9 protein-coding genes are annotated in these 13551 nt (G+C 68.5%); all 9 read left to right on the top strand.

Annotated elements, in window-relative coordinates; all coding sequences use genetic code 11:
* The first annotated feature begins 243 nt into the window (after positions 1 to 243).
* Positions 244 to 804: a GNAT family N-acetyltransferase gene (locus tag ACSHSS_RS05535; protein WP_059786242.1), complete on the top strand. Its 561-nt coding sequence runs from the start codon at positions 244 to 246 to the stop codon at positions 802 to 804.
* A 65-nt stretch (positions 805 to 869) separates the two neighbouring features.
* On the top strand, positions 870 to 1811 hold the full coding sequence (locus tag ACSHSS_RS05530) for an ABC transporter substrate-binding protein (protein WP_105790546.1): 942 nt from the start codon (positions 870 to 872) through the stop codon (positions 1809 to 1811).
* A gap of 31 nt (positions 1812 to 1842) precedes the next feature.
* Entirely contained in the window at positions 1843 to 2904 is a 1062-nt protein-coding gene (locus ACSHSS_RS05525) for an LLM class flavin-dependent oxidoreductase (RefSeq protein WP_006413132.1), read from the top strand.
* Positions 2901 to 4253 (top strand): LLM class flavin-dependent oxidoreductase, encoded by a 1353-nt coding sequence (locus ACSHSS_RS05520; protein ID WP_060144883.1) that lies wholly within the window; start codon positions 2901 to 2903, stop codon positions 4251 to 4253. Before ACSHSS_RS05525 ends, ACSHSS_RS05520 begins: the two co-directional genes overlap by 4 nt.
* Positions 4254 to 4340: 87 nt before the next feature.
* Complete coding sequence (locus ACSHSS_RS05515) at positions 4341 to 6116, top strand: amino acid ABC transporter permease/ATP-binding protein (protein WP_445544670.1); 1776 nt, start codon at positions 4341 to 4343, stop codon at positions 6114 to 6116.
* 41 nt (positions 6117 to 6157) lie between these two features.
* The gene (locus ACSHSS_RS05510; protein WP_445544669.1) at positions 6158 to 7096 is read left to right on the top strand and encodes an ABC transporter substrate-binding protein; all 939 of its coding nucleotides are present in this window, start codon (positions 6158 to 6160) and stop codon (positions 7094 to 7096) included.
* Positions 7097 to 7598: 502 nt separating this feature from the next.
* Entirely contained in the window at positions 7599 to 9044 is a 1446-nt protein-coding gene (locus ACSHSS_RS05505; protein ID WP_445544668.1) for a sialidase family protein, read from the top strand.
* A gap of 471 nt (positions 9045 to 9515) precedes the next feature.
* On the top strand, positions 9516 to 11549 hold the full coding sequence (locus ACSHSS_RS05500; protein ID WP_445544667.1) for a TonB-dependent receptor: 2034 nt from the start codon (positions 9516 to 9518) through the stop codon (positions 11547 to 11549).
* 340 nt (positions 11550 to 11889) lie between these two features.
* Positions 11890 to 13524 carry a methyl-accepting chemotaxis protein gene (locus tag ACSHSS_RS05495; RefSeq protein ID WP_445544666.1) on the top strand — a complete coding sequence of 545 codons (1635 nt, stop codon included), beginning with the start codon at positions 11890 to 11892 and terminating at the stop codon, positions 13522 to 13524.
* Positions 13525 to 13551: the final 27 nt, after the last annotated feature.

Raw genomic sequence — 13551 nt, 5'->3', positions numbered from 1 at the left:
CTGCGCCTCATCCCCCCGCTTTCGCTGCAAGCCTTCTGACGCTGCCCGCGAAATCCTTATCGAAATTGCTTCGTTCGTCTTCGTGCGCCGCCCCGCTAACGTATCCGAAACGGCGGCGGCCCGCCGAATGCATCGCACCGCGCACAGCGGCGGCCGCCATCACGACAACCGCGTCGCGATAACGAACGAAACGGCCGGGCCGCGTGCCTGCCGCGTCCGCATCGCGCGCCTTTCGCGATGCCCATGGCCACGACCGACCGCATCATCGACACGACCCCGCTCGACGTGCGTGCCCAGCCGCTGATCGACGCACTGATCGACGAATATGCGACGCGCTACGACGCGTACCGCCCCGACAGCCGCGCGTCCGCGCGCGAAGAACTCGCACGTTATCCGGCCGAACTGTTCGCGCCGCCCGAAGGTGCGTTCGTGCTGCTGCTGCGCGACGGCGAGACGATCGGCGGCGGCGCATTCAAGCGCTACGACGCGCAGACGGCCGAACTCAAACGCATCTGGACGCGCGCCGACCTGCGCCGTCAAGGGCTCGCGCGCCGCATCGTCGAGGCGCTCGAGCAGCGCGCGCGCCGGCAAGGCTATCGCCGCGTCTATCTAACGACCGGTTTTCGCCAGCCCGAAGCGTGGGCGCTGTACGACCGCGCGGGTTATGCGCGTCTGTTCGATGCATCGATCGATCCCGAAGTGCTTTTCCATCTGCGCTTCGGCAAGGACCTCGTCGATCCCGCGCGCACGTCGACGCTCGCCGATCTGTGGGCGCCCACGCCCGAAGCGGCCCTGCCGCGCTGAGGGTCGGCCGCGGTCCACGCGCGCATCGCGTTCCCTGCTTTCCACGACAACGACAGGACGTCTTCATGCCATACCGCGTACGCCGCGCTTCGCGCGCCATCGTCACCCTCGCCGCCGCGCTCGTGGGCCTCACGGCCTTCGCCGCCGCGGCCGCCACGTTCGATCTGAGTCCCGAGCAGCGCGGCCGTCCGCGCGGCATCGCCGATCCGGCGGTCGAGCGCGCGGTGCCCGCGTCGTTCCGGTTCGCCGAACCCGACACGCTGACGATCGGCATCGCGCCGAGCCTGCCGCCGATCAGCACCTATGCGACGGACGCGCGCACGGTCGTCGGCTTCGATGCGGACGTCGGCCAGCTCGTCGCCGATACGCTCGGACGCCGGCTGAAGATCGTCGCGCTCGCCTGGGCCGACTGGCCGCTCGCGCTCGACTCGGGCAAGGTCGACGCGGTGATCTCCAACGTGACGGTCACCGAGGAACGCAAGCAGAAGTTCGACTTCTCGACGTACCGCAAGGATCAGCTCGGCTTCTACGTGCGCAACGACAGCGCGATCCGGGCGATCCGCGAACCGAAGGACGTCGCCGGGCTGCGCATCGTCACCGACGCCGGCACGAATCAGGAAAAGATCCTGCTCGCGTGGGACCGCGACAACGTCGCGCACGGGCTCAAGCCCGTGCAGGTGCAGTACTACGACGATCACGCGATGCGGATCGTCGCCGTGCAGTCCGGTCGCGCGGACGCGATCTTCAGCGTGAATTCGGTGCTCGCGTATCAGAGCGCGCAGCAGGGCAAGACGCGGCTCGTCGGCACGGTCAGCGGCGGCTGGCCGCGCACGGCCGACATCGCGATCGCGACGCGCAAGGGCAGCGGGCTCGCGCAGCCGCTCACCGATGCGCTGAACGGGCTCATCAAGAACGGCCGCTACACGCAGATCCTCGATCGCTGGAACCTCGCGTCCGAAGCGATCGACACGTCGCGCACGAATCCGCCCGGCCTGCCGAAGAGCTGAGCGCCGCCCCCTTTCACGCACGTCGTTCACCATGTCCTATTCGCTTTCGCTGCTCGACAAAATCCCGATCGCCGACGGCGGCAGCGCCGCCGACGCGCTGCGCTTCACGACCACGCTTGCGCGGCGCGCCGAGCAGCTCGGCTACGCGCGGTTCTGGGTCGCCGAGCATCACGGCGCGCCGGGCTTCGCGAGTTCGGCGCCCGAAATCGTCGTCGCCCATCTGCTCGCGCAGACGTCGCGCATCCGCGTCGGCTCGGGCGGCGTGATGCTGCAGCACTACAGTCCGTTCAAGGTCGCCGAGACGTTCCGGCTGCTCGCGGCACTCGCGCCCGGCCGCGTCGATCTCGGCATCGGCAAGGCGCCGGGCGGACTGCCGCTGACCACGCGTGCGCTGCAGTGGTATCAAGACAAGGCCGCAAAACCGGACTTCGCGGGCCAGCTCGCCGCGCTCGACGCGTTTCTCGGCTGGGGCGTCGACGAGGATCATCCGCTCGCGGGCGCGATCGCGCTGCCCGAACCGCCGCAGCCGCCGCAACGCATCCTGCTCGGCGGATCGCCGGACAGCGGCGCGCTCGCCGCACGCCACGGCTGGCGCTTCTGCTATGCCGGCCATTTCAACGGCGACGAGGCGAATCTCGAACGCTCGCTCGAGGCCTACCGAAGCGCAGGCGGCACGCAGCCGCTCGTCGCGCTGTACGCGGTCGCGGCCGGGACGCGCGAGGCGGCCGAGCGTCTGATCGGGACGCTGAAGATCTTCCGGCTGCGGCTCGCGAGCGGCCAGAGCTTCAACCTCGCGAGCGCGCAGGCAGCCGCCGAATTCGCGCGGCAAAGCGGCGCGTCCGACTACCGCATCGACGAACTGCGCCCCGCCGTGCTCGCCGATACGCCCGAGCGCGTCCATCGCGCGCTCGACGCGCTGAGCCGGCGGCTCGGCGTCGACGAGTTCGTGATCGATGCGCCGACCGCCGACCATGCGGCGCGACTCGCGTCGGTCGAATGGCTCGGCGGCGTGCAGACGATCACGCCAGCGCACATCGCACGCGCCGCGACGCACGGCGCCCCTTCCCTCGACCGCGACACGCCACACCCATGACGACTCCACGCCCGATTCCCTTCGGCCTGATGCTGCAAGGCGCAGGCAGCCACATGAACGCATGGCGGCATCCGAGCAACCCGCCCGATGCGAGCATCAACGTCGATTTCGCGATCGGCATCGCGCGCAAGGCCGAGGCCGCCGGCATCGCGTTCGCGTTCGTCGCGGACGGCCTCTACATCAACGACAAGTCGATCCCGCACTTCCTGAACCGCTTCGAGCCGCTGACGCTGCTGTCCGCGCTCGCGGCCGCGACGACGAAGATCGGGCTCGCCGGCACGATCTCGACGTCGTACAGCGAGCCGTTCACGGTCGCGCGCCAGCTCGCGTCGCTCGACGCGATCAGCGGCGGGCGCGCCGGCTGGAACGTCGTGACGACACCGCTCGAAGGCACCGCGAAGAACTTCGGCAAGACGCATCCCGATCACGCGCTGCGCTACGAGATCGCCGACGAATTCCTGAGCGTCGTGCAGGGCCTGTGGGACAGCTGGGACGACGACGCATTCGTGCGCGACCGTGAAACCGGACGCTTCTTCGATCGCACGAAGCTGCATACGCTCGATCATCGCGGCCGCTTCTTCCAGGTCGCCGGGCCGTTGAACATTCAGCGCTCGCGCCAGGGGCAGCCGGTGATCTTTCAGGCCGGCTCGTCCGACGACGGCATCGCGCTCGCCGGCAAGTACGCGGACGCGGTATTCACGCATTCGCCGTCGCTCGACGAAACCGCGGCGTTTTCGCGGCGCGTGAAGCAGAGCGCGATCGAGCACGGCCGGCGGCCCGACGACGTGAAGATCTTCCCCGGTATCGGGCCGATCGTCGGGCGCACCGCCGCCGAAGCCGAAGACAAATACCGCGCGATCCGCGATCTGCTGACGATCGACGACGCGCTCGCCTATCTCGGCCGCTATTTCGACCACCACGACTTCACGCAATACGCGCTCGACGCGCCGTTCCCCGAGCTCGGCGACATCGGCCGCAACAGCTTCCGTTCGACGACCGACCGGATCAAGGCCGACGCGAAACGGCACGGGCTGACGCTGCGCGAAACGGCGCTCGCCGTCGCGACGCCGCGCCCGAACTTCATCGGCACCGCCGAGCACGTCGCCGACGAACTGATCCGCTGGTTCGACGCGGGCGCGGCCGACGGTTTCATTCTCGGCTTTGCGGTGCAGGCGCAAGGCGTCGACGATTTCGTCGAACTCGTGATTCCGGCGCTCGAAGCGCGCGGCCGCTATCGGCGCGAGCTGCACGGCAGCACGCTGCGCGATCACCTCGGCCTGCCGCGCAAGGCGAGCCGCTACGCGTCGCCCGATGCGACGCGCGCGCCGGCCGATGAAGCGCATGCGTAGTACGCCGCGTGCGTCGCGCGCCGTCGTGCGTGCCGAGCAGCCGACGTACCGATTCGACGACGACCCATTCGAGGACCCCGCATCGACATGAGCGATACGACCCATCTCGGCGGCGCCGTGCCGCCGCTGCCTTCCAGCGCGCCGCGCGACGCCGGCGCGCGCGTGCGCATCGTGCCCGCACGCCACCGCTCGAGCCTCGCGGGCACCGTGCTCGCACTCGCACTGATCGCGCTCGCGCTGCACTCGATCCTGACGAACCCGCAATGGGGCTGGCCGGTGTTCGCCGAATGGTTCCTGTCGCCGCCCGTGCTGTCCGGCCTCGCGCGCACGCTCGTGCTGACGCTGCTCGGCGCCCTGTTCGGCTTCGCGCTCGGTGCCCTGGTCGCGTTCGCGCGGCTGTCGCGCTCGCGGCTGCTGTCGGCCAGCGCATGGACGTTCGTCTGGCTGTTCCGCTCGATCCCGCTGATCGTGCTGCTGCTGATCCTCAACAACCTCGGCTACCTGTACGAGCACGTGCGGCTCGGCGTGCCGTTCACCGACATCGTCTGGTTCGACACGCCGACGACCGACCTGATCAGTCCGTTCGCGGCGGCCGTACTCGGTCTCACGCTGAATCACGCGGCGTTTTCCGCGGAAGTGATCCGCGGCGGCATTCTCTCGGTCGATCAGGGACAGCTCGAAGCGGCCGCCGCGCTCGGCCTGCCGCACGGCCGGCAGACCGCGCGCATCGTGCTGCCGCAGGCGATGCGCGCGATCCTGCCGACTGCGTTCAACGATCTGATCGTGCTCGCGAAAGGCACGTCGATGGTGTACGTGCTCGCGATGCCCGAGCTGTTCTACACGGTGCAGGTCATCTATCGCCGCAATCTCGAAGTGATTCCGCTGCTGATGGTCGCGACGGTCTGGTATCTGATCATCCTGACCGTGCTGTCGGCGATCCAGGTGCAGGTCGAACGCCATTACGCGCGCGGCGCGCTGCGCAATCCGCCGCCGTCCGCGCTGACGTTCGTACTCGCACGCGCGGGCGCGCTGTGGCGGCGTGTCGTCGCACGCCGCGGCATGCCGGCCGCCGGCGCCGGCGACGACGCGGTCGTACCGCAGCCCGGCGGCGAAGTGACCGTGCATCGCGTATCGAAACGCTTCGGCACGCAGCGCGTGCTCGACGACGTGTCGTTCGTCGCGCCGCGCGGCAGCGTGACCGTGATCGTCGGGCCGTCCGGCTCGGGCAAGTCGACGCTGCTGCGCACGATCAATCATCTCGAACGCGTCGACGACGGCATCATCGACATCGATGGCGAACTGATCGGCTATCGCCGCGACGGCGACGTGCTGCACGAACTGAAGGAGCGCGACGTGCTGAAGCGTCGCAGCGCGGTCGGGATGGTGTTCCAGACCTTCAACCTGTTCCCGCATCTGACGGTGCTCGAGAACCTGATCGAAGCGCCGCTCGCGCTCGGCACCGCGACGCGCGAGGCGGCGGAACGAACCGCGCGCGCGTTGCTCGCGCGTGTCGGCCTCGCCGACAAGGCCGACGCGTATCCGCGCCAGCTGTCGGGCGGCCAGCAGCAGCGCGTCGCGATCGCGCGTGCGCTCGCGCTGCGACCGAAGGTGCTGCTGTTCGACGAGCCGACGTCCGCGCTCGATCCGGAGCTCGTCAACGAAGTGCTCGACGTGATCAAGGAACTTGCGCGCTCCGGCACGACGCTCGTGATCGTCACGCACGAAATCGGCTTCGCGCGCGAAGTCGCCGACAACGTGCTGTTCATGGAACGCGGACGCATCGTCGAAGCGGGACCGCCGGCCGTCGTGCTCGACGCGCCCGCGCATCCGCGCACGCGCGCGTTCCTGTCGCACGTGCTGTAACGCCTGCGGCGTGCGATCCATTCGCTATCGAACCCGACGACATGACGATCGACCGACGACAGTTCATCGCCGCCGCACTCGCCGCGGCATCCGGTTGCGCGCCGTGGCGCGCGGCGCACGCGGTCGCCGCGACCGCGGACCTCGATCCACGCCAGCCCGGCCGCGTGCGCGCGCCGCGCGACGACGCCGCGATCCGCGCGGCAAGTACCTACCGATGGGTGCGCGACGGCGCATTCACGGTGGCGATTTCGCCGCATGCGCCGCCCGTGTCGACCTACGCGACCGATGCACGTACGGTCGTCGGCGCCGATCCCGACTATGCGCAGCTCGTCGCCGACGCGCTGGGCCGCACGCTGGTGCTGGTGCCCATCGCGTGGGCCGACTGGCCGCTCGGCCTCACTTCGGGGAAGTACGATGCGGTGATCTCGAACATCGGCGTGACCGAAAAGCGCAAGGAGAAGTACGACTTCACGACGTACCGGCTCGGGCTGCACGGCTTCTACGTGCGCACCGACAGCCCGATCCGCGCGATCGCCGAACCGAAGGACGTCGCCGGGCTGCGCATCATCACCGGCGCGGGCACGAGCCAGGAGCACATCCTGCTCGAATGGAGCCGGCGCAACGTCGCGCACGGCCTGAAGGCGACCGAGCTGCTGTACTTCGACGACGATGCGGCCGCGCGCGTCGCGCTGCTGTCGGGCCGTGCGGACGCCGAGCTGAATCCGAACGCATCGCTCGCCTACGAAGCCGCGCGCACGGGCAAGATCCGGCGCGTCGGCGTCGTCAATGCGGGCTGGCCGGCGAATGCGGACGTCGCGATCGCGACGCGTCGCGGCAGCGGGCTTGCACCCGCGCTGACGCTCGCGACCAACACGCTGATCGCGAGCGGCCGCTACGGACAGGCGCTTGCGCGATGGGGGCTGCAGAGCGAAGCGATCGCGCGTGCCGAAACCAATCCGCCGGGACTGCCGTCGTACTGAACCGCGCATCGATGCGTGCGCATGCATCGATGCGCGCGTCCTCCGCGCTGCGCCACGCGCGTTTCATCGCAACCGGAAGCGATTCCGATTCGCGTTCTTCATTCGATTTCATCGCATGTTCGACGTGCGCCGCGGTAAGTTTTGCGCGCGCGTGCGCGCCGCATCCGGCAACGCTTGCCGGCGCACGCGCTGTTACAAAAATCGCCTCTCGCCCCGCGCGCGGATCGCCTACATTGCAACCACTTCGACGCAATCGTCGGATGTCTGCACGGGCTTCGACGGCGGTCGGTATCGCACGCCGGGCCGATGGCAAAGAAAACGAAAAGGTGTCTCGACCGACGCGCTGGCGGTATCCAGCGTACGCGGCTTGCGATGGCTGAAACGGTTTCCCCGAACGATACGAGGCGATCCGCTGCGCGGCATCCGTTGCCTGCGCACGCGCGTCGCGTCGTCGATCGGTCGGGCCGCGCCGTCGCCGCCGCACGTCAATGAGGAGCAGTCCATGCGACGCATCACCGTGCCTCACTCGCTCGTCACCCGTCTGTCCGCCGCGCTTGCCTGCGCGGCCGCCGCCGCGGCGCACGCGGACCCGGTCGTCGTATCGGGACCGAGTCCGTTCGCGGCGTGCACGATCGGCGGCCCCGGTACCAACTACGTGAACGCCGAAGTCGAACCCTGGCTCTCGGTGAACCCGGCCAATCCGTTGAACATGATCGGCGTATGGCAGCAGGACCGCTGGTCGAACGGCGGCGCGCACGGGCTCGTCGCGGGCTACACGTTCGACGGCGGCGCGACGTGGGCGCGCACGCCGCAGCCGTTCAGCGCGTGTGCGCCCGGCGGGCTCAAGTACGAGCGCGCCTCCGATCCATGGGTGTCGTTCGGGCCGGACGGCACCGCGTACTCGGTATCGATTTCGTTCAACCAGTCGAACAACAGCAACGCGGTGGCCGCGTCGGTATCGACGGACGGCGGGCAAACGTGGAGCAGCCCGGCCGTGCTGATCGCGAACGACGAGCCGACCACGCAGTTCTTCAACGACAAGGAATCGGTGACCGCGAACCCGGTGAAGGCCGGCACCGCCTATGCGGTGTGGGACCGGCTCGAACTGCCGAACGGCAACCCGTACGCGAACCTGCATACGGCCGCGTATCGCGGGCCGACGTTCTTCTCGAAGACGGTCGACGGCGGCCGTACGTGGAGTCCCGCGAAGGTGATCGTCCCCGTTGCGTCGCGTCAGCAGACGATCGGCAACCAGATCGTCGTCGATCCGAAGACGGGCACGCTGTATGACTTCTTCGACCTGATCCAGCCGCCGTTCCACAAGGCGGCCGGCAAGGTCGCATTCGTGAAATCGACCGACGACGGCGCGACGTGGAGCAAGCCGCAGGTGATCGCGGGACTGCAGACGGTCGGCGTCACCGATCCGAACACCGGCGCGCCGGTGCGCACCGGCGACATCATTCCCGAGCCGGCGATCGATTTGGCGTCGGGGCAGTTGTACGTCGTGTGGCAGGACAGCCGCTTCAACGGCGGCCAGTACGACGAGATCGCGCTGTCGACGTCGAAAGACGGCGGTGCGACGTGGAGTGCGCCGCTGCAGATCAACACCCCGACCGGGCGTCCGGCGTTCAACCCGTCGGTGCGCGTCGACAATGCGGGCACCGTGATGGTCACGTACTACGATTTCCGCGACCTGCAGACCGGCAACACGACGACGCTGCCGACCGGCTTCTGGCGCAAGGTGTCGCATGACGGCGGTGCGACGTTCGTCGACGAGCGCCGCGTCGGCGGGCCGTTCGACATGATGCTCGCGCCGTACGCCGAAGGATTCTTCATCGGCGACTATCAGGGGCTCGACGTGCTGCCGTCGTCGTCGTTCCATCCGCTGTTCGTGCAGACGAATTCGGGCAATTTGACGAACCGCACCGACGTGTTCTTCGCGCCGTAAGCCGGCGTACGGGCCGCGCCGCCGCCGCCGCGATGCAGGCCGTCGCGCGGCGGTCGTCCGCCCGGCATTCGACCACGCGCGGCCGCTCGGTTTCCGACGCGGCCGCCGTCCGCCTTCCCCGCTTTCCCCGCCTCCTCCTCTATCCGCTCGCCGTGCATCGCGCGACGTTGTCGGGCATTGTCCGTTCGGCCGGCTTGGAACCCGAAATGATATAACGTATCATTCACGATCTCGACCGTCCGATGCCCGCCTGACCGGTGTGTCGGCCGAATCGAGCGATGTTCCAGCGGGTCACTGCGCGCCGCAAACGCAACAATATATCGTATCGATATGAAACCGATTCGCGGCGCGCCGGGCTCGCCCCCGATCCGATTCCGACAGACTTCAACCGACTCCTCGACCATGCGCGACCTCCCACGTCTTCCACGTCTCCCTCGTCTTCCGCTCCGCCCGCTCTCGCCCGTTTCGCTGATGGCGCTCGCCGCCCTTGCGCATGCGCAAACCGACACGCCCGCAACCGCGACGTCGCCGTCCTCGAGCGGCGCGCCGCTCGCGCCGATTTTCGTCACCGCGAATCCGCTCGGCGACGCCGAACTGATCGCGCCCACCACGCAGCTGTCGGGCGATGCGCTGCTGCGCCGCCAGGCCGATTCGCTCGGCGAAACGCTGAACGGCCTGCCCGGCGTGTCGACCACGACGTACGGGCCGATGGTCGGCCGCCCGATCGTGCGCGGCATGGACGGCGACCGGATCCGGCTGCTGCAGAACGGCGTGGCCGCCTACGATGCGTCGTCGCTTTCGTACGACCATGCCGTGCCGGAAGACCCGCTGTCGATCGAGCGCGTCGAGATCGTGCGCGGCCCGGCGGCGCTGCTATACGGCGGCAACGCGATCGGCGGCGTCGTGAACACGATCGACAACCGGATCCCGCGCGAGGCGATCGACGGCCCGACCGGTACGCTCGACGTCCGCTACGGCGGCGCGAACGCCACGCGCGCGGGCGCCGCGCAGGTCGAAGGCGGCAACGGCCGCTTCGCGTTCCACGTCGACGCATTCGATCGCGAAACCGGCAAGCTGCGGATTCCCGGCTATGCGCGCAGCGATACGCAACGCGCGCTCGACGGCCCCGACACGCCGCAGCCGGTCGGCAGCGTGCCGAACAGCGACGGCCGCGTGCACGGCGGCGCGGTCGGCGCGTCGTACACGTGGGCCGACGGTTTCGCGGGCCTGTCGTACAGCGGCTACGAATCGAACTACGGATCGGTCGCCGAAGACGACGTACGGCTGCGCATGCGTCAGGAGCGCCTCGCCTTCGCGTCGGAGGCTCGCAACCTGCCGGGGCCGTTCTCGACGCTGAAATTCGACTTCGCCTACACCGATTACCGCCACAAGGAAGTCGACAACGGCGAAACCGCGACGACGTTCCGCAATCGCGGCTACGAGGCGCGCATCGAGGCGCGGCACCGCAAGCTTGGGCCGCTCGAAGGCGCGATCGGCGTGCAGTTCGGCGGCAATACGTTCTCCGCGCTCGGCGACGAAACGCTCGTTCCGTCGACGCGCACCAATAGCGTCGCGCTGTTCGGCCTCGAGGAATGGCAGGTCGATCCGGCGCTGAAGCTGAGCCTCGGCGGACGCATCGAGCATGTGAACGTCGATCCCGATCCGGCCGGCGTCGAGAAATTCGCGGGCGCGCAATCGCGCACGTTCAACGCAGGCAGCGTGTCGGCCGGCGCGCTGTTTTCGCTGACACCTGCCTGGTCGATCGCCGCCAACGTCGCCTACACCGAACGCGCGCCGACGTTCTACGAGCTCTATTCGAACGGCCCGCACGATGCGACGGGGCAGTACCTGATCGGCAATCCGAATGCGTCGAAGGAAAAGGCCGTGTCGACCGACCTGTCGCTGCGCTATGCGAGCGGACCGAATCGCGGCAGCGTCGGCGTGTTCTACAACCGCTTTTCGAACTATCTGGCCGAATACGCAACCGGACGCATCGTCGACAGCGACGGCGAGCCGGTCCCGCGCGGCACCGAGGACGCGCTCGCGGAGGCCGTCTATCGCGGCGTGCGCGCGGAGTTCTACGGCATCGAGCTCGACGGCAAGTATCGCGTCTATGCACACAGCGGCCATACGGTCGACCTCGAGCTGACGGCCGACTATACGCATGCGCGCAACGTCGACACCGGCGAGCCGCTGCCGCGCATCGCACCGCTGCGCGCGACGCTCGCGGCCGACTACGGCTACGGCCCGTTCGGCGCACGCGCGCAGCTCACGCACGCGTGGTCGCAGCATCGCGTGCCCGCCGACGATGAACCGACCGCCGGCTATACCTCGCTCGGCGTGGTGCTGACGTACAAGTTCCGCGTCGGCGCGACGCACTGGCTCGCGTATCTGCGCGGCGACAACCTGACGAACCAGGACATCCGTTACGCGACCTCCGTCGTGCGCGGCTTTGCGCCGCAAGGCGGCCGCAGCGTGATGGCCGGATTGCGTACGACGTTCTGATTGCGCGCGCCGTTCCGATTCGCGTCATATCGGCCATGCAATACCGGGCATTCGTCGATCGAGCGAATCGGAACGGCAATCATTCAACGACGAATACCGGTTTTGCCAAATGCAACAAAACGGGTCGCATTATCCGGATATGAAACGAACCAATCGCCGGTGATTGCCTCGCGGCGCACGAACCGTGCGTTGCAGCACGGCGTTGCCGAATCGCGCTTGAATTAATAGAAATAAAAATCAGGGTTTCGACGGGTAAAGAAATGGCTCCCAATACCCGTTAAATGCGGCATCGGCCTGCCAAGGCCGAATTCCGTTTCCCCACCCGCGCAAGAGGGCCATTGTGAAAATCACCAGAATAACCATCCAGGCAAAACTGCTCGGCGGCTTCGGCATGCTCGCCGCCATCGTCGTCATCGTGTCCGCGATGGCGCTCAATGCGCTGTCCAACGCCAACGACGAATTCTTCCGCTACATGAACGGCATCAGCGCGCGTGCGCAATTGTCCGAGCAGATTCGCGAGGCCGTCGACCGGCGCGCGATCGCCGCGCGCAATCTCGTGCTCGTGACGAAGCCGTCGGACGTCGAACTCGAACTCGCCGACGTGCAGCGCGCGCACAAGGACGTGCAGGATCGCATCGCCAAACTGCAGGCGCTGATCGCGAACGCGCACGATACGACCGATCGCGCGCGCGAACTGGTGGCCGCCATCGCGCGCATCGAGCGCAGCTACGGCCCCGTCGCGCTGAACATCGTGTCGCTCGCGCAGGGCGGCAGGAAAGACGAGGCGGCCGCCGACATCGACGACCGCTGCCGGCCGCTGCTCGCGCAGCTCGTGCGCGCGACCGATGCGTACGCAACCTATACGCGCGAACGCGAACACGCGATCGCGGAGTCGTTCGGCGATCGCTACGTGCGCGAACGCAACCTGCTCGCCGGCATCTGCATCGGCTCCCTGCTGCTCGCGATCGGCGGCGGCCTGTGGATCACACGCCGGATCACCGCGCCGATCGCGGTCGCGGTCGACGTCGCGCGCACCGTTGCGCAGGGCGATCTCGGCAGTCGCATCGCCGTGACGGGCAACGACGAGACGCGCGACCTGCTCGATGCGCTGCGCACGATGAACGCGCGACTGATCGACATCGTCGGCCGCGTGCGCGACTCGTCGAACAGCATCGCGCATGCGGTCGGCGAGATCGCGGCCGGCAACCTCGACCTGAGCCAGCGCACCGAGGAGCAGGCGGCGTCGCTGCAGGAGACGGCCGCGACGATGGAGGAATTCACGTCGACGGTACGGCTCAACGCGGAGAACGCGCAGCAGGCGAGCGCGCTCGCCGCGAATGCGTCCGACGTCGCGCAGCGCGGCAGCGCGGTGGTCGGCCGCGTGGTCGAGACGATGACGGAGATCGGCGACAGCTCCTCGAAGATCGCGGACATCACCGGCATCATCGAAGGCATCGCGTTCCAGACCAATATCCTTGCGCTGAACGCGGCCGTCGAAGCCGCGCGTGCGGGCGAACAGGGGCGCGGCTTCGCGGTCGTCGCGAGCGAAGTGCGCAGCCTGGCGCAGCGGTCGTCGACCGCGGCGAAGGAGATCAAGGCGCTGATCGGCGCGTCGGTACAGACGGTCCGCGACGGCTCGGCGCTCGCCGACGAAGCCGGCAAGACCATGGCCGACGTCACGCAGGCCGTCGCGCGCGTGACCGACATCATGGGCGAAATCGCGGCGGCGTCGGCCGAGCAGAGCCGCGGCATCGAACAGGTGAATCTGACGATCACGCAGATGGATCAGACGACGCAACAGAACGCGGCGCTCGTCGAACAGGCGGCCGCTGCGTCGAAGTCGCTCGACGCGCAGGGACGCGAACTGTCGCAGACGGTCGCCGCGTTCCGGATGCCGGCCGGCGCGCCTGCGCAAGCGAGCGACGGCAGCAGTGCGTCGCGCGCCGCGCAGCGCTGGCAAACGGCCGCCGCATAACGCGGGGAACCGGCGAGCAAATTCCGG

This window comes from Burkholderia sp. BC1, assembly GCF_052683555.1.
Note: the sequence above shows the minus strand (reverse complement) of the source record. Positions and strands in the feature narration are given on the sequence as shown.

Coding starts and splice junctions, on each gene's coding strand:
- ACSHSS_RS05500 (WP_445544667.1), top strand. CDS start 9,516: ATGGCGCTCGCCGCCCTTGCGCATGCGCAAACCGACACGCCCGCAACC.
- ACSHSS_RS05505 (WP_445544668.1), top strand. CDS start 7,599: ATGCGACGCATCACCGTGCCTCACTCGCTCGTCACCCGTCTGTCCGCC.
- ACSHSS_RS05530 (WP_105790546.1), top strand. CDS start 870: ATGCCATACCGCGTACGCCGCGCTTCGCGCGCCATCGTCACCCTCGCC.
- ACSHSS_RS05520 (WP_060144883.1), top strand. CDS start 2,901: ATGACGACTCCACGCCCGATTCCCTTCGGCCTGATGCTGCAAGGCGCA.
- ACSHSS_RS05535 (WP_059786242.1), top strand. CDS start 244: ATGGCCACGACCGACCGCATCATCGACACGACCCCGCTCGACGTGCGT.
- ACSHSS_RS05515 (WP_445544670.1), top strand. CDS start 4,341: ATGAGCGATACGACCCATCTCGGCGGCGCCGTGCCGCCGCTGCCTTCC.
- ACSHSS_RS05510 (WP_445544669.1), top strand. CDS start 6,158: ATGACGATCGACCGACGACAGTTCATCGCCGCCGCACTCGCCGCGGCA.
- ACSHSS_RS05525 (WP_006413132.1), top strand. CDS start 1,843: ATGTCCTATTCGCTTTCGCTGCTCGACAAAATCCCGATCGCCGACGGC.